Annotated in this window: 21 protein-coding genes; 9 read left to right on the top strand and 12 right to left on the bottom strand. The window is 53.7% G+C overall.

Features of this window, described 5'->3' with window-relative positions:
• Positions 1–62: 62 nt before the first annotated feature.
• Both F3J40_RS06485 and aroP read right to left on the bottom strand, forming a co-directional pair.
• Complete coding sequence (locus tag F3J40_RS06485) at positions 63–248, bottom strand: tautomerase family protein (protein WP_017347618.1); 186 nt, start codon at positions 246–248, stop codon at positions 63–65.
• Positions 249–497: 249 nt separating this feature from the next.
• Positions 498–1,853 carry an aromatic amino acid transporter AroP gene (gene aroP / locus F3J40_RS06480; RefSeq protein WP_167013084.1) on the bottom strand — a complete coding sequence of 452 codons (1,356 nt, stop codon included), beginning with the start codon at positions 1,851–1,853 and terminating at the stop codon, positions 498–500.
• 522 nt (positions 1,854–2,375) lie between these two features.
• Here aroP and pdhR point away from each other — a divergent pair.
• The 4 genes from pdhR (at position 2,376) to lpdA (ending at position 9,170) form a co-directional block, all read left to right on the top strand.
• The gene (gene pdhR, locus F3J40_RS06475) at positions 2,376–3,140 is read left to right on the top strand and encodes a pyruvate dehydrogenase complex transcriptional repressor PdhR (protein WP_017347620.1); all 765 of its coding nucleotides are present in this window, start codon (positions 2,376–2,378) and stop codon (positions 3,138–3,140) included.
• 103 nt (positions 3,141–3,243) lie between these two features.
• On the top strand, positions 3,244–5,910 hold the full coding sequence (gene aceE / locus F3J40_RS06470) for a pyruvate dehydrogenase (acetyl-transferring), homodimeric type (protein ID WP_017347621.1): 2,667 nt from the start codon (positions 3,244–3,246) through the stop codon (positions 5,908–5,910).
• A gap of 14 nt (positions 5,911–5,924) precedes the next feature.
• Positions 5,925–7,541, top strand: coding sequence for a pyruvate dehydrogenase complex dihydrolipoyllysine-residue acetyltransferase (gene aceF / locus F3J40_RS06465; RefSeq protein ID WP_167013082.1), 1,617 nt, complete (start codon positions 5,925–5,927; stop codon positions 7,539–7,541).
• A 204-nt stretch (positions 7,542–7,745) separates the two neighbouring features.
• Positions 7,746–9,170, top strand: a complete 1,425-nt coding sequence (lpdA, locus tag F3J40_RS06460; protein ID WP_017347623.1) for a dihydrolipoyl dehydrogenase — start codon at positions 7,746–7,748, stop codon at positions 9,168–9,170.
• A gap of 127 nt (positions 9,171–9,297) precedes the next feature.
• On the opposite strand, the gene F3J40_RS06455 is transcribed toward lpdA, so the two are convergent.
• The 3 genes from F3J40_RS06455 to F3J40_RS06445 all read right to left on the bottom strand — a co-directional run bounded on the left by F3J40_RS06455 (position 9,298) and on the right by F3J40_RS06445 (position 11,081).
• Entirely contained in the window at positions 9,298–9,561 is a 264-nt protein-coding gene (locus F3J40_RS06455) for a Txe/YoeB family addiction module toxin (RefSeq protein WP_167013080.1), read from the bottom strand.
• On the bottom strand, positions 9,558–9,803 hold the full coding sequence (locus F3J40_RS06450) for a type II toxin-antitoxin system Phd/YefM family antitoxin (RefSeq protein WP_017347624.1): 246 nt from the start codon (positions 9,801–9,803) through the stop codon (positions 9,558–9,560). Before F3J40_RS06450 ends, F3J40_RS06455 begins: the two co-directional genes overlap by 4 nt.
• 369 nt (positions 9,804–10,172) lie before the next feature.
• The gene (locus F3J40_RS06445) at positions 10,173–11,081 is read right to left on the bottom strand and encodes a LysR family transcriptional regulator (protein WP_167013078.1); all 909 of its coding nucleotides are present in this window, start codon (positions 11,079–11,081) and stop codon (positions 10,173–10,175) included.
• 98 nt (positions 11,082–11,179) lie between these two features.
• Here F3J40_RS06445 and F3J40_RS06440 point away from each other — a divergent pair, with 98 nt between their 5' ends.
• The 5 genes from F3J40_RS06440 to yacL all read left to right on the top strand — a co-directional run bounded on the left by F3J40_RS06440 (position 11,180) and on the right by yacL (position 16,819).
• Entirely contained in the window at positions 11,180–12,178 is a 999-nt protein-coding gene (locus F3J40_RS06440; protein ID WP_167013076.1) for an aldo/keto reductase, read from the top strand.
• A gap of 242 nt (positions 12,179–12,420) precedes the next feature.
• Positions 12,421–15,018: a bifunctional aconitate hydratase 2/2-methylisocitrate dehydratase gene (gene acnB, locus F3J40_RS06435; RefSeq protein ID WP_167013074.1), complete on the top strand. Its 2,598-nt coding sequence runs from the start codon at positions 12,421–12,423 to the stop codon at positions 15,016–15,018.
• A 197-nt stretch (positions 15,019–15,215) separates the two neighbouring features.
• Entirely contained in the window at positions 15,216–15,341 is a 126-nt protein-coding gene (locus F3J40_RS25045) for a hypothetical protein (protein WP_255464839.1), read from the top strand.
• Positions 15,342–15,374: 33 nt separating this feature from the next.
• Positions 15,375–16,286 (top strand): hypothetical protein, encoded by a 912-nt coding sequence (locus tag F3J40_RS06430; protein WP_167013072.1) that lies wholly within the window; start codon positions 15,375–15,377, stop codon positions 16,284–16,286.
• Positions 16,287–16,444: 158 nt separating this feature from the next.
• On the top strand, positions 16,445–16,819 hold the full coding sequence (yacL, locus tag F3J40_RS06425) for a protein YacL (RefSeq protein ID WP_017347630.1): 375 nt from the start codon (positions 16,445–16,447) through the stop codon (positions 16,817–16,819).
• A 27-nt stretch (positions 16,820–16,846) separates the two neighbouring features.
• On the opposite strand, the gene F3J40_RS06420 is transcribed toward yacL, so the two are convergent.
• The 7 genes from F3J40_RS06420 to F3J40_RS06390 all read right to left on the bottom strand — a co-directional run bounded on the left by F3J40_RS06420 (position 16,847) and on the right by F3J40_RS06390 (position 24,843).
• Positions 16,847–17,530, bottom strand: coding sequence for an SDR family NAD(P)-dependent oxidoreductase (locus F3J40_RS06420; protein ID WP_167013070.1), 684 nt, complete (start codon positions 17,528–17,530; stop codon positions 16,847–16,849).
• Entirely contained in the window at positions 17,527–18,717 is a 1,191-nt protein-coding gene (locus F3J40_RS06415; protein WP_167013068.1) for a sialidase family protein, read from the bottom strand. The genes F3J40_RS06420 and F3J40_RS06415 overlap by 4 nt, the downstream gene beginning before the upstream one ends.
• A gap of 1 nt (position 18,718) precedes the next feature.
• A complete protein-coding gene (locus tag F3J40_RS06410) occupies positions 18,719–20,140 on the bottom strand; it encodes a sodium:solute symporter family protein (protein ID WP_167013799.1) in 1,422 nt (473 codons plus the stop codon).
• A gap of 194 nt (positions 20,141–20,334) precedes the next feature.
• Complete coding sequence (locus F3J40_RS06405) at positions 20,335–21,654, bottom strand: MFS transporter (RefSeq protein WP_167013066.1); 1,320 nt, start codon at positions 21,652–21,654, stop codon at positions 20,335–20,337.
• A gap of 135 nt (positions 21,655–21,789) precedes the next feature.
• Positions 21,790–22,743, bottom strand: a complete 954-nt coding sequence (locus F3J40_RS06400) for a phosphoglycerate dehydrogenase (RefSeq protein WP_167013064.1) — start codon at positions 22,741–22,743, stop codon at positions 21,790–21,792.
• A 55-nt stretch (positions 22,744–22,798) separates the two neighbouring features.
• A complete protein-coding gene (locus F3J40_RS06395) occupies positions 22,799–23,680 on the bottom strand; it encodes a dihydrodipicolinate synthase family protein (RefSeq protein WP_167013062.1) in 882 nt (293 codons plus the stop codon).
• A 14-nt stretch (positions 23,681–23,694) separates the two neighbouring features.
• A complete protein-coding gene (locus F3J40_RS06390) occupies positions 23,695–24,843 on the bottom strand; it encodes an iron-containing alcohol dehydrogenase (RefSeq protein ID WP_167013060.1) in 1,149 nt (382 codons plus the stop codon).
• Between the last annotated feature and the right edge of the window lie 23 nt (positions 24,844–24,866).

Here is a 24,866-nt window from a genome sequence, read left to right as displayed (position 1 = left end):
AATGAATTCACCTCCTTATCTACAGTGACTTTCACCGGTCATCACTGACCGGTGAATATCACTCAACGTTCGTCAAACGGTACGCCGCCGCGTGATTTATGCTTTTTGGGTGTTTCCTGAATGGAGACGATCACACTCTCTTTATCGACGCCAAAGCTTTCAACAACCGCTTCGGTGATTTTCTTCAACAACGTTCTCTTCTGCGCATCGCTGCGGCCTTCTGCGGCAAAGACTACGACTTCTGGCATGATGATTCCTCGTGATTAACAGCAATACTATCGTCCTCAGACGGTGAAGGTTGACCTTAACCCAGCATCGGCAAGGCGTCAGTGCCTATTTGTAACCTTTAACCCGCCGGTGGATGTGGTGTGAGCTGGATGTTAACAGAGGGAATGGTCGGCGGAGTGAATTTGAATCGCTTAGCTTTTGCCGTCAGCAGATATAAGGAGAGGGGGGAAAGAAAACCCGCCAACGTTAGGGCTGGCGGGTTTAGGCGGTTAGGCCTTCTGGCTACGCGTCTTAATAAAGAAGCCAACGGCCAGAATCAGCAGCCATACCGGGATCAGGTAAACCGAAATCGCCATGCCTGGGGTCATCAGCATGATCACCAGCACAGCCACCATGAACAGCAGGCAGACCCAGTTCCCTAATGGATAGAAGAATGCCGGGAAACGGGTGGTGACACCTTGCTGATTTTTCGCTTTACGGAACTTCATGTGCGCCAGGCTGATCATCGCCCAGTTGATCACCAGAGCAGAGACCACCAGCGCCATCAGCAGGCCGAAAGCTTCACCAGGCATCAGGTAGTTGATCAAAACACACAGCGCAGTGGCGCAGGCTGAGACGAAAATCGTGTTAACCGGCACGCCGTTGCTATTCACTTTCAGCAGCGCTTTTGGCGCGTTACCCTGCTCAGCCAGACCGAACAGCATACGGCTGTTGCAGTATACGCAGCTGTTGTAAACCGACAGTGCCGCCGTCAGGATAACCACGTTCAGTGCATTGGCTACCAGGCCATCACCCAGTTCGTGGAAAATCAGTACGAATGGGCTGGTTTCCGCGGTGACTTTGGTCCACGGCATCAGCGACAGCAGAACCGCCAATGAGCCCACATAGAAGATCAGAATACGCCAGATAACCTGGTTGGTTGCTTTCGGGATGCTCTGCTCTGGGTTATCCGCTTCTGCTGCGGTAATCCCCACCAGCTCCAGTCCACCAAACGAGAACATAATGATAGCCAGCATCATCACCAGCCCGGAGAAGCCGTGTGGCATAAAGCCGCCTTGCTCCCACAGGTTGCGCACGGTTGCCTGTGGGCCGCCGTGGCCGCTGAACAGCAACCAGCCACCAAACAGGATCATACCCATCACGGCCACAACTTTAATGATGGCGAACCAAAACTCCATTTCGCCGAACATTTTAACGTTGGTCAGGTTTATAGCATTTATCATTACAAAGAAGATGGCGGCGGAAGCCCAGGTCGGGAAGTCGGGATACCAGAACTGAATGTATTTCCCTACGGCGGTGAGTTCAGCCATCGCGACCAATACGTACAGCACCCAGTAGTTCCAGCCTGAAGCAAAACCGGCAAAGTTGCCCCAGTATTTGTAGGCAAAGTGACTGAAGCTGCCAGCAACGGGCTCTTCAACCACCATTTCACCTAACTGACGCATAATCAGAAAGGCAATAAAACCGGCAATGGCGTAACCGAGAATCACTGCCGGACCCGCAGCTTTGATTACCGATGCGCTACCAAGGAAAAGGCCGGTGCCAACCGCACCCCCTAACGCGATGAGCTGAATGTGACGATTTTTCAGCCCTCGGTGTAGCGTTTCGCCCTGTTGTTGTTCCATAAAAAAACCTCGTGACGTTGTTTCTCTTCATTATCAGCGCAGGGCACTGTCAGGAAGGGGTTGCTATAACTTGTTGTTTTTTTTAGGGTTAAAGGTCACTGTGTGTAAGCAGATGTAACCCAGGCGTCCAGAATAGTAGTAAGTCCGATTCATTGCATCCGCTTTCGCTTTTTGTGCTAAGAGTTGCCTGAAAAAACATCATTTTACACTCTCTGTTCGCGCGGCCATTTCTGCCACAGATTTTACTGAATGACGAATAGCATATTCTTATGGGCAATCAGACACGTAGCGCACTAAATATGCGATTACGCTACATAAAACCAATCAAAATTAACAAAAATTTATCATGTCATTTTCATCTGAAATTACGGTGATTTAGCGTGATCCCGCGCGCATTTGCCGCTGGAGTGTGACCGCCGTCATATAGACACAAGGTGAATACTTTGTTACTTTACCGCCACCTAAAGATAATTGGTATTACCAATTTACTCCGGACGAAGCAGCGACCTTATGGAAGGGAAGATGGCCTACAGTAAGATTCGCCAACCTAAGCTCTCCGATGCTATCGAGCAGCAGCTGGAAGCCCTGATCATGGAAGGGACGCTGCGCCCAGGGGAGAAACTCCTTCCCGAGCGCGAGCTGGCTAAACAGTTTGATGTTTCTCGTCCTTCACTGCGCGAAGCCATTCAGGGACTGGAAGCCAAAGGTCTGCTGTTGCGCCGCCAGGGTGGCGGCACCTTCGTACAAGAAAATCTGTGGCAAAGCCTGAGTGACCCGTTGGTCAGCCTACTGGCCGAACACCCCGAATCCCAGTTTGACCTGCTTGAAATGCGCCATGCCCTTGAAGGCGTGGCGGCTTACTATGCGGCGTTACGTGGTACGGACGAGGACATTCAGCGTATTCGCGATTGCCACATCCTCATTCAGACAGCGCAGGACAGCGGCGATCTCGATGCCGAATCGAACGCGGTAATGCAGTATCAGATCGCTGTAACGGAAGCCGCCCATAATGTGGTGTTGCTTCATCTGCTGCGCTCAATGGGGCCGATGTTACAACAGAACGTTCGTCAGAATTTTGAATTGCTCTACTCGCGCCGGGAGATGCTGGCAAAAGTGAGCGAGCACCGCGCCAGTATTTTCGCGGCGATTGTGGCGCGTGAGCCGGAACAGGCTCGTGAAGCATCACACCGTCACCTGGCGTTCATTGAGGAGATATTGCTGGACAGAAGTCGGGAGCAGAGTCGTCGTGAACGCTCCCTACGCCGGTTACAGCAACGTAAGGATTAACGCGCGACAAAGAGCGTGCGGACTATAGCGACGGGCCTGTCCCCTTACTCTTTACAGGTTCCCGAATATTCAACGTATTAGACACAGATAAGGAATTAACCCCATGTCAGAACGTTTACACAATGACGTGGATCCGATCGAAACTCGTGACTGGCTACAGGCGATCGAATCGGTCATCCGTGAAGAAGGTGTTGAGCGTGCGCAGTATCTGCTTGATCAGGTGCTGGATGCTGCCCGTAAAGGTGGCGTGAAAGTGGCGGCGGGATCGTCAGCCATCAGTAACTACATCAACTCCATTGCCGTTGAAGATGAGCCGGAATATCCGGGTAACCACTCTCTGGAACGTCGCATCCGCTCAGCGATCCGCTGGAACGCGATTATGTCGGTGCTGCGTGCGTCGAAAAAAGATCTGGAGCTGGGTGGTCACCTCTCGTCCTTCCAGTCTTCTGCCACTATCTATGAAGTGTGCTTTAACCACTTCTTCCGCGCGCGTAGCGAGCAGGATGGCGGCGATCTGGTTTACTTCCAGGGTCACATTTCACCGGGTATCTACTCACGTGCGTTCCTGGAAGGCCGTCTGACCGAAGATCAGATGAACAACTTCCGTCAGGAAGTACACGGCAACGGTCTCTCTTCTTACCCGCACCCGAAACTGATGCCAGAATTCTGGCAGTTCCCGACCGTATCTATGGGTCTGGGTCCATTGAATGCGATCTATCAGGCGAAGTTCCTGAAGTACCTGGAACACCGTGGCCTGAAAAATACCGCTAACCAGACCGTTTATGCCTTCCTGGGCGATGGCGAGATGGATGAGCCAGAATCTAAAGGTGCGATCACCATCGCCACCCGTGAAAAACTGGATAACCTGGTCTTCATCATCAACTGTAACCTGCAGCGTCTGGATGGCCCGGTCACCGGTAACGGCAAAATCATCAACGAGCTGGAAGGCATCTTTGCCGGTGCTGGCTGGAACGTGATCAAAGTTATCTGGGGCGCACGTTGGGATGAACTGCTGAAGCAGGACACCAGCGGTAAGCTGATCCAGCTGATGAACGAAACCGTTGATGGCGACTACCAGACCTTCAAATCCCGTGATGGCGCGTATGTGCGTGAGCACTTCTTCGGTAAATACCCGGAGACCGCAGCACTGGTGAAAGACTGGTCAGACGAAGAGATCTTCGCGCTGAACCGTGGTGGTCACGATCCGAAGAAAATCTACGCAGCACTGAAAAAAGCGCAGGATACCAAAGGTCAGCCGACCCTGATTCTGGCACATACCATCAAAGGTTATGGTATGGGTGACACTGCGGAAGGTAAAAACATCGCTCACCAGGTGAAGAAGATGAACATGGATGGCGTTCGCTACATCCGCGATCGCTTCAATGTGCCAGTGACTGATGAAAATATCGAAAGCCTGCCGTATGTGACCTTCGAAAAAGGCTCAGAAGAGTACAACTACCTGCACGGTCAGCGTGAGAAGCTGGGTGGCTATCTGCCAACCCGCCAGCCGAACTTCACTGAAAAGCTGGAAATGCCAACGCTGGAAGAGTTCAAGCCACTGCTGGAAGAGCAGAGCAAAGAGATCTCAACCACTATCGCGTTTGTACGTGCCCTGAACGTTATGCTGAAGAACAAGTCGATCAAAGATCGCCTGGTGCCAATCCTTGCGGATGAAGCGCGTACCTTCGGTATGGAAGGTCTGTTCCGTCAGATCGGTATCTACAGCCCGAACGGCCAGCAGTACACCCCGCAGGACCGTGAGCAGGTTGCTTACTACAAAGAAGACGAGAAAGGCCAGATTCTGCAGGAAGGGATCAACGAACTGGGCGCAGGTTCATCCTGGCTGGCAGCGGCGACCTCTTACAGCACCAACAACCTGCCGATGATTCCATTCTACATCTATTACTCGATGTTCGGTTTCCAGCGTATCGGCGATCTGATGTGGCTGGCGGGCGACCAACAGGCGCGCGGCTTCCTGGTCGGTGGTACTTCGGGTCGTACGACGCTGAACGGCGAAGGCTTGCAGCATGAAGATGGCCACAGCCACATTCAGTCACTGACGATTCCTAACTGTATCTCTTACGATCCTTCATACGCATATGAAGTGGCGGTGATCATGCAGGATGGTCTGGTGCGTATGTACGGCGAAGCGCAAGAGAACATCTACTACTACATCACCACGCTGAACGAAAACTACCACATGCCAGCAATGCCAGAAGGCGTTGAAGAGGGTATCCGTAAGGGTATCTATAAGCTGGAAACTGTGGCGGGTAACAAAGGTAAAGTTCAGCTGTTGGGTTCAGGTTCTATTCTGCGTCACGTGCGTGAAGCGGCACAGATCCTGGCTAACGACTACGGCATCGGTTCTGACGTCTACAGCGTAACCTCGTTCACCGAGCTGGCGCGTGATGGCCAGGATTGTGAGCGTTGGAACATGCTGCACCCAACCGAAACCCCACGCGTACCGTACATTGCTCAGGTGATGAGCGAAGCGCCAGCGGTAGCCTCTACCGACTACATGAAGTTGTTTGCTGAGCAGGTGCGTAGCTTTGTTCCAGCCAGCGACTACCGCGTACTGGGTACTGATGGCTTCGGTCGTTCTGACAGCCGTGAAAACCTGCGTCACCACTTCGAAGTGGACGCGTCCTACGTTGTGGTTGCAGCGCTGGGTGAATTGGCTAAGCGTGGCGAAATCGATAAGAAAGTGGTGGCGGATGCGATCACCAAATTCAACATCGATGCCGATAAAGTTAACCCGCGTCTGGCATAAGAGGTAAAAGAGTAATGGCTATCGAAATTAAAGTGCCGGATATCGGGTCCGATGAAGTTGAAGTGACCGAGATTCTGGTCAAGGTTGGCGACACCGTTGAAGTTGAACAGTCGCTGATCACCGTTGAAGGTGATAAAGCCTCAATGGAAGTGCCTTCACCGCAGGCCGGTGTCGTGAAAGAGATCAAAATCAATACTGGCGATAAAGTGGAAACTGGCTCGCTGATCATGATCTTCGAAGCGGAAGGCGCAGCAGCAGCTCCAGCTCCTGCGGCAGCACCAGCACCAGCGGAAGAGAAAGCCGCTGCACCGGCAGCAGCACCTGCTGCAGCGGTGAGCAAAGAAGTTAACGTACCTGACATCGGTGGTGATGAAGTTGAAGTCACCGAGATCCTGGTGAAAGTAGGCGATAAAGTCGCTGAAGAGCAGTCGCTGATCACCGTTGAAGGCGATAAAGCCTCAATGGAAGTGCCAGCACCGTTCGCAGGTACCGTTAAAGAGATCAAAATCAACACCGGCGACAAAGTCAGCACCGGTTCTCTGATCATGGTCTTCGAAGCAGAAGGCGCAGCACCTGCTGCTGCCGCACCAGCCGCAGCGCCTGCACCTAAAGCAGAAGCCGCGCCAGCACCTGTTGAGCAGAAAGCCGCGGCACCAGCCCCTGCTGCTGCACCAGCAGCTGCAGGCAAAGATGAGTTCGCGGAAAACAGCGCTTACGTGCATGCTACGCCGGTTATCCGTCGTCTGGCGCGTGAGTTCGGTGTGAACCTGGCGAAAGTGAAAGGTTCAGGCCGTAAAGGTCGCATCGTGAAAGAAGACGTACAGGCGTACGTGAAAGATGCGGTTAAGCGTGCTGAAAGCGCACCAGCTGCTGCTGGCGGCGGTATTCCGGGCATGCTGCCTTGGCCGAAAGTGGACTTCAGCAAGTTTGGCGAAATCGAAGAAGTAGAGCTGGGCCGCATCCAGAAAATCTCTGGTGCTAACCTGAGCCGTAACTGGGTAATGATCCCGCACGTTACGCATTTCGATAAAACCGATATCACCGATCTGGAAGCGTTCCGCAAACTGCAAAACGCCGAAGCGGAAAAACGTAAGCTGGATGTGAAGTTCACGCCTGTCGTGTTCATCATGAAAGCCGTTGCCGCCGCGCTGGAGCAGATGCCACGCTTCAACAGCTCTCTGTCTGAAGATGGCCAGAAGCTGACGCTGAAGAAATACATCAACATTGGTGTTGCGGTAGATACCCCGAACGGTCTGGTTGTTCCGGTCTTCAAAGACGTTAATAAGAAAGGCATCACTGAACTGTCACGTGAGCTGATGGCGATTTCGAAGAAAGCGCGTGATGGCAAGCTGACTGCCGGTGATATGCAGGGTGGTTGCTTCACCATCTCCAGCCTGGGTGGCCTGGGAACCACGCACTTCGCGCCGATTGTTAACGCGCCAGAAGTTGCGATCCTCGGTGTCTCCAAGTCTGCGATGGAGCCAGTGTGGAACGGTAAAGAGTTTGCACCACGTCTGATGATGCCAATCTCACTCTCCTTCGACCACCGCGTGATCGACGGAGCTGATGGTGCACGCTTTATCACCATCATTAACAACCTGCTGGCAGATATCCGCCGTCTGGTGATGTAAGACAATCCGGGCCGGCAAATGCCGGCCTTCTTGTTGGCATTGATGGCACCGTGGTTTGCAGTTTTTTAACAATTCTGTAAACTCTTGCGGTGAAAATGTCCCGGTGGATGAAGGGCATGAAGAGCCTATTCCATTAGGCCTGGTGATAGCCTAATGGGATAGGCTCTACGTCTGACCCGCCGGTAATACAATAATGAGGTCATGATGAGTACAGAGATTAAAACTCAAGTCGTGGTATTGGGAGCAGGCCCTGCAGGTTACTCTGCTGCCTTCCGTTGCGCTGACTTAGGTCTGGAAACCATTATCGTTGAACGTTACAGCACCCTGGGTGGTGTCTGCCTTAACGTTGGCTGTATCCCGTCAAAAGCGCTGCTTCACGTTGCGAAAGTGATTGAAGAAGCCAAAGCGTTGGAAGAGCACGGCATCGTCTTCGGCCAGCCTTCTACCGACATCAACAAGATCCGTTCGTGGAAAGAGAAAGTCATCAACCAGCTGACCGGCGGTCTGGCAGGTATGGCTAAAGGCCGTAAAGTGCAGGTAGTGAACGGTCTCGGTAAATTTACCGGTGCTAACACCCTGGTGGTTGAAGGCGAAGGCGGTACTACCACCATCAACTTCGAAAACGCCATCATCGCTGCGGGCTCACGTCCAATCGAACTGCCATTTATTCCTCATCATGATCCACGCGTGTGGGATTCCACCGATGCGCTGGAGCTGAAAGAAGTTCCAGAACGTCTGCTGGTTATGGGCGGCGGTATCATCGGTCTGGAAATGGGCACCGTTTACCACGCGCTGGGTTCAAAAATTGATGTGGTCGAGATGTTCGACCAGGTTATCCCGGCGGCGGATAAAGATGTGGTGAAAGTGTTCACCAAGCGCATCAGCAAGAAGTTCAACCTGCTGCTGGAAACCAAAGTCACCCAGGTAGAAGCCAAAGAAGACGGCATCTACGTGACGATGGAAGGCAAAAAAGCGCCAACCGAAGCACAGCGTTATGACGCAGTCCTGGTGGCGATTGGTCGCGTACCAAACGGCAAAAACCTCGATGCAGGCAAAGCTGGTGTGGAAGTGGACGATCGTGGCTTTATCCGTGTGGATAAACAACTGCGTACCAACGTGCCGCACATCTACGCTATCGGTGACATCGTTGGTCAGCCAATGCTGGCGCACAAAGGCGTGCATGAAGGCCACGTAGCGGCAGAAGTGATTTCTGGTCTGAAGCACTACTTCGACCCGAAAGTGATCCCTTCTATCGCCTATACTGAGCCAGAAGTTGCCTGGGTTGGCCTGACCGAGAAAGAAGCGAAAGAGAAGGGCATCAGCTACGAAGTTTCCACCTTCCCGTGGGCTGCTTCTGGTCGTGCAATCGCTTCTGACTGTGCAGACGGTATGACCAAATTGATCTTCGACAAAGAGACTCACCGTGTTATCGGTGGTGCGATTGTCGGCACCAACGGCGGCGAGCTGCTGGGTGAGATCGGTCTGGCTATCGAGATGGGCTGTGATGCAGAAGACATCGCCTTGACCATCCACGCACACCCAACGCTGCACGAGTCAATCGGTCTGGCAGCAGAAGTGTTCGAAGGTAGCATCACCGACTTGCCAAATGCCAAGGCGAAGAAGAAGTAACATCTCTTCGTAATCATCTTGTTAGAAGATGATTAGGCATAAAAAAACAGCAGTCATTTATGGCTGCTGTTTTTTATTGTTCATTCAACATGTAAAGAGGCAACTGTTAATAGTAAAAAATTTCAGATTAAATTTCGTAATGGAACCAGCAGGCGATTATCGTCAGTTCACCCTCGTTGATACTATAAACTAACCGATGCTCTCTGTTTATTCTTCGTGAATAAAGTGCAGGGTTTTTGAAGTGCCTTAGCCGCTCTGGTTTTCCTATTCCCTCAAAAGGATTTTCCTGACAAGCTTTAATCAGTTCTCTTATCCTTTCTATTAATTTAGGATCGTTATCTTTCCAGTAATTAAAGTCTGCGGCCGCTCTTTTAGTAAAGCGAATTTTCAAACGTCAATTTCCACAATATCGCCGTTATCTAACTCATCTAACGAAGCATTGAGATGAGCAGCGTTAGCAGGGTTACTGAAAAGGTACAGGGTTTCAATCATTGCGTCATATTCCGCGGCATCGATCATAATCACATCCGGTGCATCACGACGAACAATGCGGACAGGCTCAGCATCGTCTGATACTCGCTGCATGGTTTCGGCAAAATGTTTCCGGGCATCGGTGAATGTTAAGACCTGCATGGTGTACTACCCCTGATTTAAGACAGTGTATAAACAATATACACCTGTACCAGTTTAAGTACAGGTTTTGTGCGCAGGCCGGTTTAATTGCTCTTCGTACAGGATCAGCATTTGTCTCCTTGATTTATGGCAAGCACAAAGCTACTCTTTTCACCGTCTCTAAGTGAATAGGGTAGCCCAACGCCTGCATTGTTATAATGCTTGATGAGTGCTACCAGCTATTCGTTTCAACGGCTAGGTTGAGACGAAATAGCCTCAAGCGCCGGGTTATATTCTACTTAAAATAGTGCCTCTGGCACTATTTTTTTGCCTTTATTTTATTGTCTTTTATTTGGATGTTTATTTAAGTTGTATGATTAAATTGATCATCTAATTTTTATAATTGTTGTTCGACTTTAACCAGTCAATAAAACAGCGTAGCGGCGTAGAGATATAACGACGGCTCGGATAATAGAGCCAGAAGCCTTCTGCGTAATGGGTATAATCCGCCAGTAATTCAACCAGGCGGCCATCAGCCAGTGCTGGTGCTGCGCTATCTTCATGCACAAAAGCAATGCCCACACCGGCCAGTGCAGCTTCAACAATGCGTTCATTATTGTCCAGCGTCAGCGAACCGCGCACGGCGACTTCCTGCTTATGTCCTTCCTTCCAGAACTCCCAGCGATAGCGGCGGCCGCTGGGAAAACGGCGCTCAATGCAGGGAAAACGCAGCAGATCTTCCGGTTGCAGTGGCACGCCGTGGCGCGCAATAAACGCTGGGCTGGCAACGGCCAGCGCACGTACCTCCGGGCCAAAGGGGACCGCAACCATATCCTGAGCCAGCACGTCGCCGTAGCGCACGCCAGCATCAAAACCCGCATCAACGATATCCAGCAGGGCATCATTGCTGTCGATTTCAACGCTGATTTCCGGGTAGTGCTGCACAAACGGCAGAATCAGGCGCGAGAAAAACAGCGCTTCAGCAGAGCGCGGCATACTGAGTTTCAGGGTGCCACGGGGTGAGTCGCGCCAGTTGTTCAGCTCATCTACCGCTTGCGACAGATCCAGCAGCGCGGGCTGAATGCGCAGCAAAAAACGTTCCCCGGCTTCCGTTAATGAGACCGTCCGTGTGGTGCGATTCAGCAAACGGACACCCAGGCGCTGCTCAAAATGGCGCATCGCGTGGCTAAGGGAGGAGGGCGTGAGATTGCGCTCTTCAGCCGCTTTGCGAAAGCTGCGGTGCAGGGCAATCGCAGTGAACATCTCCAGCTCTTGCAGTGTGGCGCGGTATTGGCTCATTGGTGAATTTTACTCAGTAAATCGGCGAATTAACGCCAATTGTTGCCGTTATTGTTGAGGTTTATAACATTAACATCAACTGAGATGAGGATAAAACAATGCAACAACGTCAACTGGGTAATCAGGGATTACAGGTCTCAGCGCTGGGTTTGGGCTGCATGGGAATGACCTTTGCCTACGGCAAAAACGATGAACAACAGGCGCTAAACACGCTGGCCAGGGCGTTTGAGCTGGGCGTTGATTTTCTCGATACGGCGGAAGTTTACGGCCCGTTTACCAATGAAGCACTGCTGGCAAAGGCGATTAAAGGACGAGGCGACAAAATTAAAATCGCCACCAAATTTGGCTTTCGTATTACTGAGCACGGTGAGGGGTGGGAACGGATTACCGGCGTCAACAGCGATCCGGCACATATCCGCCAATCGGTAGAAGCATCCCTTAAACGCCTCGGGGTAGAAACCATTGAACTGCTGTACCAGCACCGCCTCGATCCCGCCGTGCCCATTGAAGATGTGGTCGGCGTGATGAGTGATTTGGTGCGTGAAGGAAAAGTGCGCTATCTCGGACTTTCAGAAATTTCTTCCCAGACGCTACGTCGTGCCCATCTGGTGCATCCGATTTCCGCGCTACAGAGCGAATATTCGTTGTGGAGTCGCGATCCTGAACAGGAGATTCTCGCCACCTGTCGCGAACTAAACGTCGGTTTTGTGCCTTATAGCCCGCTGGGACGCGGCTTCCTGACCGGGAAATTCCCGGCAGCAGAAATGCTGGCTGAAGATGACTTCCGCCGCTATCTACCGCGTTTTCAACAGGAGGCGCATGAGCATAACCAGAAGTTAGTGACCGAGCTGAATAACATGGCACAAAGTTATGACGCCACCGCAGCTCAGCTTGCGCTGGCGTGGGTTTTGGCGAAGGGAAATGACATCGTGCCTATTCCGGGAGCCAGTAAAATCAACCACCTGGAAGATAACTGTGGTGCGGTCAAACTGGCGCTGAACCCTGTGGATGTCGAAAAACTCGACCGCTTGTTTAACCCACAAAAAATTTATGGAGAACGCTACACCGAAGCCGAATTTTCTCTGGTTGATAAATAAACAATACTGCGTAATAACCACGCAAAGCAGACCAATTATGGTCTGCTTTTTTGTTATATGGCATCCGTTCAGCGTAATCCACTGTCAGCAAAGGAGATGTTGCTTTTTTGTAAACAGATTAACAAACAGGCGGAATCCTGCTATGCTGGCCAACGCGGAACCGGGCACCTTACCCTACTTCATGGAATGCTTTGTCATCGGGGTGCACCGGAAACCCATACAATGAGAGCGAGGAGAACGTCGTGCTAGAAGAATACCGTAAGCACGTTGCTGAGCGTGCTACCCAGGGGATCGTACCTAAGCCGTTAGATGCTTCCCAGATGGCCGCGCTGGTAGAACTGCTAAAAAGCCCACCCGAGGGCGAAGAAGAATTTCTGACCGATCTGTTGGTCAACCGTGTACCACCAGGTGTTGATGAAGCTGCTTATGTAAAAGCTGGATTCCTTGCCGCTGTCGCCAAAGGCGAAGCGACCTCTCCTCTGGTCACCCGTGAAAAAGCCGTTGAACTGCTGGGCACCATGCAGGGCGGTTATAACATCCATGCGCTGATCGAGGCGCTCGACGAAGAAGCGCTGGCACCGATTGCCGCTGAAGCGCTGTCTCACACGCTGCTGATGTTCGACAACTTCTATGATGTTGAAGAGAAAGCCAAAGCAGGCAACCCTCACGCGAAAAAAATCATCCAGTCATGGGCGGATGCAGAGTGGTTCCTGAAGCGTCCGAAACTGGCAGAAAAAATCACCACCACCGTGTTCAAAGTGACCGGCGAAACCAACACCGATGACCTGTCACCGGCACCGGATGCATGGTCACGCCCGGATATTCCACTGCACGCGCTGGCTATGCTGAAGAACGCCCGTGAAGGTATCCAGCCTGATGAGCCAGGCGTGATTGGCCCAATCAAACAGATCGAAGCGCTGCAGCAGAAAGGCTTCCCACTGACTTACGTGGGCGACGTTGTGGGTACGGGTTCTTCCCGTAAGTCTGCGACTAACTCCGTATTGTGGTTCATGGGGGATGACATCCCTTACGTGCCTAACAAGAAAGGTGGCGGCCTGTGCCTCGGCGGTAAAATCGCCCCTATCTTCTTCAACACCATGGAAGATGCTGGCGCACTGCCGATCGAAGTGGAAGTTGACCGTCTGAACATGGGCGATGTGATTGACGTTTACCCGTACAAGGGTGAAGTCCGTAATCACGAAACCGACGAACTGCTGGCGACCTTCGAGCTGAAAACCGAAGTGCTGCTGGATGAAGTCCGTGCCGGTGGCCGTATTCCACTGATTATCGGCCGTGGCCTGACCACCAAAGCACGCGAATCTCTCGGTCTGCCGCACAGCGATGTGTTTGTGCAGGCGAAAGACGTGGCTGCCAGCACCCGTGGTTACTCACTGGCGCAGAAAATGGTTGGCCGCGCCTGTGGCGTTGAAGGTATCCGTCCGGGTGCCTACTGTGAACCTAAAATGACTTCTGTGGGTTCTCAGGACACCACCGGTCCAATGACCCGTGATGAACTGAAAGACCTGGCATGCCTCGGCTTCTCTGCTGACCTGGTTATGCAGTCGTTCTGTCACACTGCGGCATACCCGAAACCGGTTGACGTGACCACGCACCACACCTTGCCAGACTTCATCATGAACCGTGGCGGTGTCTCACTGCGTCCGGGTGATGGCGTTATCCACAGCTGGCTGAACCGTATGCTGCTGCCAGATACCGTCGGCACCGGCGGCGATTCACACACCCGTTTCCCAATCGGTATCTCCTTCCCGGCAGGTTCTGGTCTGGTGGCATTTGCTGCTGCGACCGGCGTGATGCCGCTGGATATGCCTGAGTCAGTGCTGGTGCGCTTCAAAGGCGAAATGCAGCCGGGCATTACCCTGCGCGATCTGGTGCATGCGATCCCGCTGTACGCCATTAAAGCAGGCCTGCTGACCGTTGAGAAAAAAGGGAAGAAAAACATCTTCTCTGGCCGCGTACTGGAAATCGAAGGTCTGCCTAAGCTGAAAGTGGAGCAGGCGTTTGAGCTGACGGATGCATCTGCTGAACGTTCTGCGGCAGGCTGTACCATCAAGCTGGATAAAGAGCCGATCATTGAGTACCTGAACTCAAACATCGTGCTGCTGAAGTGGATGATCTCTGAAGGCTACGGCGATCGTCGTACGCTGGAGCGCCGCGTTGAAGGTATGCAGAAATGGCTGGCCGATCCGCAACTGCTGGAAGGCGATGCGGATGCAGAGTACGCCGCGGTGATCGATATCGATCTGGCGGAGATCAAAGAGCCAATTCTGTGTGCACCAAACGATCCAGACGATGCGCGCTGGCTGTCTGACGTGCAGGGCGAAACCATTGATGAAGTGTTCATCGGTTCCTGCATGACCAACATCGGTCACTTCCGTGCAGCAGGTAAACTGCTGGATGCGCACAAAGGCCAGCTGCCAACGCGTCTGTGGGTGGCACCGCCAACCAAGATGGATGCAGCACAGCTGACGGAAGAGGGCTATTACAGCGTCTTCGGTAAGAGTGGCGCGCGTATTGAGATCCCTGGCTGTTCACTGTGCATGGGTAACCAGGCGCGCGTGAAAGATGGCGCAACGGTTGTTTCTACCTCAACGCGTAACTTCCCGAACCGCCTGGGTACTGGCGCTAACGTGTTCCTGGCCTCAGCCGAGCTGGCCGCCGTGGCTTCACTGTTAGGTAAACTGCCAACGCCGGAAGAGTATCAGCAGTATATGGTTCAGGTGGATAAAACCGCTGATGACACCTATCGCTACCTCAACTTCGATCAGCTGAATCAGTACACTGATAAAGCAGATGGCGTGATTTTCCAGACCGCAGTCTGAGTCTGAACGCCGCCGACTAAGCCACCTTCGGGTGGCTTTTTTTTGCCTGAAAATCAGCGTGACAACTTTATTTTGCGCACCTCTAAACTCATGACGACTGTTGCCCACTTATAGCCTGAAAATCTCAAGCCGGGTCGTGCTGTTCACTGCGGTGGGCAGGAGGCCTGAACTCTGCGTTTTATACAGGTAGCTTAATTATGGCGATCATCAGTCACTCTTCCGCTGCGGCGGCACTGGCAACACACGCTTATCTTTTCTCGCATTCATTCCCACAGCCTGCGCTCTCCACTGAGACATGGCGTCCGTTAAAAGATGTGTTTTAACCCAATGTAACGCCTAACTGTAAGGAGATCGCCATGGGAATCAACGCGGTACAACCTACCATTACTGGCGCTACACCACCTGCCAACGCGGTGGGATCAGAGGTGGTAGACAAAGCCAGACAAACCTATCAGCAGCTTATTGCCACATTGGATCACCCGGCATTATGGACCAGCCGGATGTCAGGGGCATTGGTCTCTGAACTGGCGAAAACACCCTTGCTGAAGGGCCGGGCCGCAACGCTGATTGTGCTGGATCGTCAGCAGAATATTTTCAAGGCGGTCGACTTACGTAACGGTAGAGAGCTGGATGCGGCCAGCGTCAATCTGAGTAAAAGTCAGCAGTTGATCATTGAACGGAGTGAGCAGGAAGCGGATGGCTGTTTCCGGGTAATCCACAACGACAGGGGATATGTAAAATTTGACCGACATCCTCAGGGTGGGTTTGGCATCCGTAATGACCCGGGTAATCCCGCTTTTACCACCCCGGCCTCGTTCCCGTTTCTGGATTCCCTGGCGCTGGCGCTGTTCAGCCATAAAAAGAGCCGCAGCGCGATGGCGATTGCAACCCATCGTGAAATGCTACGCCAGCAGCTGCGTGGGGTTTTACAGGAGAAGATCGCGGCTATGGGGCCAGATCTGACTAACGATGCCCATACACCACGTATTATCGCCACCCATCCCAAACGGCCACTCACAACATCTTCACTTTCCACGCCCGGTTCTATTTCCGCACCTGTCACGCGGCCCCTCAATAACGCCTACATTGCTGCTACGCTGCGCGATGATGCTAAGAACGCGGAGTCAGTGTTGCCGAAGTCAAAAAAACGCCATCGGGTAAAACGGATGATTCCCGATACTTTAGTCAGCGCTGGCCGAAGTCTGAAGCGGATTACGCGGGCTGTTTCAGCCGGGATCGGCTCGCTGTTTAATCGCCATCAATCATAACGTTCAAGCCATTCCAACAGCGGTGGTTTCCCGCCGCTGAGGCTGATTTCCTCACAGATTACGGGCATAATGCGGCCACGATCACATATCACATTCCGGTTGTGCACAACACTGAAGCTATGCCGCGCAACCGTCGCGTTTTGTTTGAGGAAAACCCTATGGAATATGAATTTCTGCGCGATCTGAGCGGGCAGGTCCGCGTGCGTATGTCTATGGACCATGAAGCCGTAGGGCACTGGTTCAATGAAGAAGTGAAAGACAATTTCGGCCTGCTGGAAGAAGTTGAAGCCGCGATTGCGTCAGTGAAAGGCAGTGAGCGCCAGTGGCAGCGGGTGGGTTGTGAATACACTATCTGGCTGGATGAAGAAGAGGTGATGATTCGCGCCAACCAGTTGGAACTGGAAGATGACGGCATTGAAGAGGGCATGAACTACTACGACGAAGAGAGCCTCTCTTTCTGCGGCGTCGAAGACTTCCTCGCAGTGATCGCCGCCTATCGCCAGTTCATGCAGCAGTATGGTGCTAAGCGCTGAGAGTGAAGTCACGCTCAGCCCTCCAGATTACCCGAGCGAAGCTCCCCCACACAGCACCAGTTGCTGGCCAGTAATTGGCGCGGCGCTGGGTGAAAGCAGGTAACTCACCAGGTCTGCCACCTCCTGTGGCTGAATATAACGACCAATAGGCGGCAGCTTCGGCGGTGAACTCTCTCGCCCTGGCTGTTTTAGCATCGGCGTTTCTGTGGCTCCAGGCGCGACGATATTGGCAGTAATGCCGCGCGGAGCCAGCTCAGCTGCCCAACTGCGCACCATTCCCACCATTGCGGCTTTGGTTGCAACATACTGACTGCGGCCCGCGGCGCCCGTGGCGGTTCGGCTGCCGATCAACACAATGCGACCGCCAGCCTGCATTTGCGGCGCGATGTGGTTTGCCAGTTGCTCAGCGGCGCTAATATGCAGCGCCCACAGGCGTTGGCTCGCCGCCAGATCGAGCCGACCCAGCGGGGCTGCCTGCATCATCCCTGCCGCATGGATTAAAGCCTGAGGTATCGGCAGGTCATCCAGCACCTGCTGTAATGCGGTGGCATCGCTGATATCCACCTGGCGGGTGTGCAGCGCCGGGTGGGTGTTATCCACTGCTGAACGGCTCAGACCGATCACCTGCCAGCCCGAAGCCAGCAGGTTTTGAACTATCGCCTGGCCAATGCCGGAACTGGCTCCGGTGACCAGCGCGGTGTTGGCTTTCACGCAGCACCTCCAGTGGCCCAGCTCTCTTCAACACGCACGTATTTGATCGCCTGGCGGAAATAGGTATAGGCGATATGCAGCTCGCCATTAATGCCCTGTTTAATACTGGGGTAAGAGAATTCGCGGTTGAGTTTCTGCTGTGAATTGTTGGTCATGCAGTAACCGTCGCCCTCATCAAGATTACGCTGCCACGGCCAACTCTGGCCGCCATCGGTAGAAATGGCCAGCGTCATCGGCGCACGAGGCGCTCCCCAAAACGCAGTACGTCCGGTATGCACTACCGGCTCGATAGCAACGGCAACCTCATCTTCTTCATCTTCAATTTCATCATACAGTGACAGGCGACGCTCGGTGGCATCCGCAGCGCTCATGGCATTAAACACCAGCGCCAGGTGGCCGTTGCGCAGCGTTGTCACCTGAATGGATGAGTTGTTGTTCGGCAGATTCAGTGGCTGTGGCGCACTCCAGCTCTCGCCGCCATCCTGTGAACGGCTTTGATAGATGTGATCGGCCCAGCGGCTGCGATACAGTGCCAGCAGCGAGCCATCAGCCAGCAGCGTGATGTTCATGTGTACACAGCCAAGGCTGTCCGGCACGGCAACGTCACGCCAGCTTTGCCCCTTGTCGCTGGAGATTTTCACGGCGCTGGTATCGTGGTTGCCTACCCATTTTTCTCCTGGGTTGATGGTGCAATAGAACACCGGCAGCAGCCAGTTACCGTTTGGCAGTACCACCACAGGCTGGCGAATAAAGGTGCCAGGCTGATCGAGCAAGGTGGCAATTGGCCCCCAGCTACGACCAAAGTCCGATGACTGACGGAAGCGCACAATGGCGGTATCCTGATTGCCGGATTTTTGCGCCGTCCACATCAGCCACAGGGTGTTGTCCGGGTCGAGGAACAGCACCGGATTCTGCTCAGAGCGGGTCGGATCGTCGGAAAGTTTCTCCGCCGCTGACCACTGCTGGCTCCCTTTGCTCAGGCGTGAACACCAGACGGAGATATCGGCAATCCCTTCCTGCGTACCGCCAAACCAGACGCACAGCACATCGCCATCCGGCAGCGGGAGCAAGTTAGCTGCATGATTCTGCGGGCAGCCGGAAGGTAACATCGCTACCTGCTGTTGCGCATCCTGGGGGTGAGCCGCGACAACGCCACTACGTTCAACGGTTACGGTTTCCTGAGACATATTAAGCTCCACTTTTCTGAATATTGTGACGCGGCTGAGTGTGCGTCCTGGTCTGACGGGAAGGGATACAGCGATCGATAACCATGATCACCGCTGGTGTAATCAGGGCAATGTACATATTGTCGATACCAAACGGGTTACCCAGCAGGAACCACACGGAAGTGACGACACAGGCACCAATCAGGCCGGCGTTGGCTCCGCGCGTGCTTTTAAACCACGGCAGGTAAAAGGCCATGATGGCCACCACGGTAATCGACAAGCGAATGGCGCGGGTGAAGAACGACAGCTTCAGCACTTCCGGGAAGAACAGCACAAACAGCAGCGGGAAGAAGCCGATGCCAATCGAGATCCAGCGCGTCATGCGGAATTCACGCTCTGGCGTTGGGTTGCGGTACGGCACGTAAAAATCTTTAACCACCAGCGAAGCAATAGCCAGGGCCACCGTTCCCACGCTGACAAAAATCGACGCCACCAGCGAGGTGGTCACAATGCCCGCCAACCACGGTGACATATCCTGCAAAAACACCGGCAGGGCATACAGGCTCTTGATTTCCGGGTGAACGAACTTCGCCGCCACACCAATCAGCGCCATCGCCAATCCAATCGGCAGGCAGAAGAAGAAGGCGACCCAGGTTGCGCGCTTAGCCGATGCCACACTTTTAGTGGAGGAGATGGCCTGAATCACAAACTGCGTACAGAAGATGGAACCCACGGTCCCGATTAACCAGGCCACAATGGTGCTGGCACCTACGTGCCCATCCCACGTCCAGTAGAAATCAGGCATCTGTTTGATCATCGGCGTAATGCCACCGGTCATTTTCAGTGCCACAAACAGGATAATCAGGATACCCGCATACTTCAGCGCACTGTGCAGCATCGTCACCCATGCCACGCCTTTCATGCCGCCAAAGGTGAAATAGAAGGTGCTGACAATGGCGGTGATAAAGGCGGCCTGGGTCAGATTGATCTTCAGCACGGTAGAGATGGCCGCAGCACCGCTGATGTAGTTACCCACATTAACCAGCAGCAGGGCGTAAATCATGATGATCGAGATAATATTGCGGGTAGAAGTGCCATATTTCTCGGCAATTGCGCCGGAAATAGTGATCTTTCCGGTGTTATAAATGCGCTTAACCAGCAGCAGGCCAAACAGCGGGAAGCCGATCGCTGCGCCAATCACTGACCAGGAGGCGGCGAAGCCATCCTCAAACGCGGCCTGTGCTGTACCAATGGTGGATTTTGCGCCGATATACTCTGACATCAGCATAATCCCGACGATCAATGCCGGCATCGCGCGGGAACCCTCCATAAAGTCGCCACTGCTCTTACTGCGTAAACGCCACGTAAGCCAGGTGGTAAAAAGTATGTAGGCTATCACCATGCCAACAATCAGCAGGGTATTTTCGGTAGAGAATGCGTTCATCTTAACCTCGTTGGTGTGGCTGGCGGCGGCCTTAGGGCGCGTCTCACTCAACCTGTAGGGAACAAAGGAGATGTCCGGTGCCTGCATTGGCAGGGCCGGGTTATTTTTGGTTTTTTAGCGTTACGGGTGGCCTTATCTGTTGTGAAAAACCGGTGCCGTGCAGGAATTCCACACGGCACGAAAGTCAGGAAAAATCAGTGTACGCTGGCGGCACCATGGGGATGCTTAACCTGCTCTTCATCGACGATAGGCTCAACTTTACCCATCAGGAACAGATAGTTAAGGATGCCAATCACCACCAGTACGGCAGAGAAGACCAGCGCCCAGGTAAAGTGGCCGGTAGCACCGACGATAGCGCCCGTAATAATCGGGCCGACGGCACCGCCCATGTTGGAAACGGTGTTCTGTAATCCGGCAACAATAGACACGCTGTTCTGTGGAGCCACGTCACCCGGTAAAGCCCAGACCTGAGAGGCGGCAACGGTGGTACCCGACTTGGCGATGCACAGCAGCAGCACGGTCATGAATACGGAGTCAGTGAAGGGCGCAAAACCGATGCACAGCGCCATCAGCAGACCAATGGTCAGGAACAGCTTGCGGGTTGCCGTCAGGGAGAGCACTTTGTTATGCACCATACGGTCAGAAGCCCATCCCGCCAGCACTTCAATCACCATGCCGCAAATCAGTGGCAGCGCAGCGACCATCCCCATTTTCAGGAAGTCCATGCCTTTATCTTTCACCAGGTAGGTCGGCAACCAGGTGATAAAGAAGTAGGAAGTGTAGTTAATGGTGAAGAAACCAATGCACATCGCCCAGATATTGCGATAGCGCAGCAGTTTGTACCACTTCATTGGGCGTACGCTTTTATCGCCATGTTTCTGCGCCTGACCGTCACGGATCAAACGCACTTCGGTCTGACTGATCGACTTATGATCTTCCGGATTCTCGGAGTAGATGAAGTACCAGGCGATCACCCAAATCAGACCGATCGCACCGATCGCCAGGAAGGTCAGGCGCCAGTCGAACATTGCGATCATAAAGACGATCAGCGGCATGGCGACGGCACCGCCAAATTTTGAGGCGCTGTCGAACAGGCCAGATACGGTGGCGCGTTCACGATCCGGGAACCAGCGTGCGGTGATCCCTGCATTGCTTGGATAAGCCGCCGCTTCACCCACACCCAGTGCCAGGCGCAGCGCCAACAGGGATTTAAAGCCGGTTGCCAGTCCCATCGCCATCGTCGCTACGGACCACCAGGCAACCGCAAGACCCAGGCCTTTCTTCTGGCCGAAGCGATCGGCAAACCAGCCCGCCGGGATCTGCAACAGCGCGTAAGACCAGAAGAAGGCGGCCATGATAAAGCCCATCATCTCTGGATTAATGTTCAGCTCTTTGATCAGATGCGGAGCCGCAGCGGAAAGCACCGTGCGATCAATATAGTTAATGGCGATCGCCAGCCACATCAGGCCTGCGATCCACCAGCGAATACGTGTAGAGGACAAGGTGTTGTTCATAATAATAATCACCTAAAAAAGGGCGCATCTCTCTGCAGATGCATCGGCCTGAGACTGCCGGATCGCGTAGGGTAAACGATCCGGTTTCCTGTTATATGCCGCGATCCTGCAGCGAAAGTCGGGACTTGGCTGGCGTTATGCCAGTCCGTTCATCACGTTCACCGGGCGTTCTGCCTGGCGAAGACATTGAATAATCTGTTGTACGCAACGCTCGCCGATGGCGCTGATCGCCCCGTCGGTGTAGCCCGCGATGTGGGACGTAGGGATAAAGTTGCTCAAGGTAAACAACGGGTGTTGCGCCAGCGGTTCCTGTTCGAAGACATCCGCCGCGGCACCGGCAATCACGTTATCTTGCAGGGCGTGGAACAGATCTTGTTCATTCACCACACCACCGCGAGAGACGTTGATCAGGAAGGCGCTTTTCTTCATACGGCTCAGACGTGCGCGATCAAACAGGTTGCGCGTCTCATTGGTGAGCGGCGTGTGCAGCGTAATAAAGTCGCTGCTTTCCGTGAGCCGATCGAGGCTGACAAATTCAATGCCGTGTTCGGCCGCAAACTTCTCATCCGGGTAGAAATCAAAGGCAATCACACGCATGTTGAAGCCTTTCGCGCGCAGTGCTACCTGCTTACCGATATTGCCAAGGCCAATAATGCCGAGGGTTTTGCCATAGACATCGGTCGCGAAAATACGAGGCCAGTTGCCCGCGCGAGTCTCGACAGCGGCCTGCGTAACCTGACGGGCGCTATTGAGGATCAGGGCAAAGGCGAAGTCTGCTACTGCGTGCTTGTTGGCGTCTGGCACGTTGGTGACATAGATCCCGCGCTCGCGGGTGGCATCCAGATCGATGTTATCCACGCCCACGCCATGTTTGCAGACGATTTTTAACTGTGGCGCTTTTGCCAGCAGCTCGGCGTTCACCTCGGTGAAGGCGACGATCATCGCTACGGTTTCAGCCAGATGCGGCTCCAGTGCGGACAGCGGCGCATCGGCTGGCAGCGTGACCAGTTCAAAGCCGTGAGATTTCAGGGTTTCAACCGGCGCAGCATCATATTTGGCAAACGACGGCGAGGTGCAAATCACTTTCATAACGGTTCCCGGTGTCAGGCTGAGTAGCCCGGATACAACGATCCGGGCAGAAAAATCACAGGTACTGGCTGATGATCTGGCGGATCTTCTGCTCTTCGGCAGCGCTGAACTGCACCGCGTAGCGGCTGTCACCCACGTCATAGCCTTGCAGGGCTACCGCTTTCTTCACCGCAGCAGGGGAGAACGCCACGCTGTAGAGATCGGTACGCAGCCCGGTAACGTTTTCCTGTGCCTGGCGTGAACCTTCGATATCACCAGCGTTGAAGCGTGCCCAGATGGCGTTAATCGCCTCTGGTGCGGCGTTGGCAAGACCAGAGATGCAGGCTGAGCAACCGTCCACAAAGCCCTGATGGATCAGTGAATCTGGGCCGTTCAGCACGTCGAAACCGTCGATGTCTTTTACCGCATTGAGATAGCCGCTCAGGCTCTCGTAGCTGCCTGCGCTGTCTTTAATGCCGATAATGTTCGGGTGCGATGCCAGCTTACGCACGGTTTCTGGCAGCAGGGTGTTGCCGGTACGTGCCGGGATGTTGTAGAGGAACAGTGGCACGTCCAGCGCGTCAGCCACGGTCAGGTAGTGGTACTCCAGTTCTTCCTGTTTTAGTGGTACGAAGTACGGGGTAATCACCGAGACAGCATTCACGCCCAGCGCTGCAATCTGCTTGCCGAGGCGAATCGTTTCACGGGTGGAGATCTCACCAATGTGTGCCACCACCGGTGCGGCCCCGTTGACTTCTTCCATGCAGGTCGCGGTGACGGCGACTTTTTCCTGTTCATTCAGAACGAAGAATTCGCCGTTGGTGCCACCGCAGAAGATGCCGTTGCCCGCGTTCAGCTGGCGGCGTACCTGCTCACGCTGAGCGGCCGGGTTAAAAGCGCCTTCTTTATCGAAGGTGGTAACGATGGCGGTCAGTACGCCGTTAATTTTTTTGCTCATGACAAAACCTCAAATTAAGCCTGGTGAGAAGGGAACAGCGTCAGATAGACCGCGCGCACATCTTCGGCGCTGACGGCAGTTGGCACGTTTTTCATTAAACGCTGCACGTCTAACGCAGCTTCCACTAAGTAGGGCAGGTGATCGGGGCCGATGCCCAGTGCTTCCAGGCTGTCTGGCAGCTTCAGGCGCTGTACCAGAGCGGCAAAATAGTCGACCAACGCATGGGATTTGGCTTCTTCATCCAGTGAAGCATCCGCATCTGGCAGTAAATCGTATGCCTGAGCAAATTTGCTCACGACTGCCGGGCGCACAAAGCGCATGCAGGAGGTCAGCAGAATGGCATTGGCAACGCCGTGCGGCAGGTGATATTTGCCCCCCAGCGGGTAAGACATCGCATGAACCAGATGCGTACCGGCGTGGGCAATGGCTGCGCCGCCATAGTAAGAAGCCCACAGCATATCGAGACGCGCTTCAAGATTGGTTGGCTCGTTAACCGCAGTTTCGATGCTTTTAAACAGCTTTTTCATACCAATCAACGCGTAGTTGTCGCTGACCGGGTTGGAAACCGTGGCGGTGAAGCACTCAATCAGGTGGCACAGGGCGTCAATGCCGGTAGATGAGGCGATATGCGCTGGCATGCTGGTGGTCAGTTCTGGCACTAACGCAACGTAATCCGGCAGCATCACCGGGGAAATGATACCGACTTTGGTCTCTTTTTCCGGGATCGCTAAAATCGCATTCGGCGTGGCTTCAGAGCCGGTTCCGGCGGTGGTCGGTATCAGCAACGAGCAGGTGCGCGAGTGGGGTTTTTCACCGGCCAACAAAGCATCCAGCGTTGGCGCGCCTGCGACGCAGAGCACCGAGAGCAGTTTGGCGACATCCAGTACGCTACCGCCGCCGACGCCGATCACGATATCGACATCTTGCGTTGGCAGAGCAGCAACAATCGCCGCGACATCATGCTGGCTCGGCTCTGGCGGCACGCTGTTAACAACCGCAACGCTGGCAACATGCTGCTTAAGCTGAGCGATCAATGCCTGTACCGCCGGGATACCTTCAATATTTTTATCGGTTACCAGCAGGGCTTTGCCCTTGCCTTGCAGGAGGTAGCTAATGTCGTTCAGCGCCTGGTAGCCGCTAATCACCGTGCTGTTGATATTCATCACATGCCCTTTATTACAGTTTA

It is taken from the genome of Candidatus Pantoea multigeneris (genome assembly GCF_011752615.1).
GTDB classification, from domain to species: Bacteria; Pseudomonadota; Gammaproteobacteria; order Enterobacterales; family Enterobacteriaceae; genus Pantoea; species Pantoea multigeneris.
This window is presented reverse-complemented; position numbering and strand designations above follow the sequence as displayed.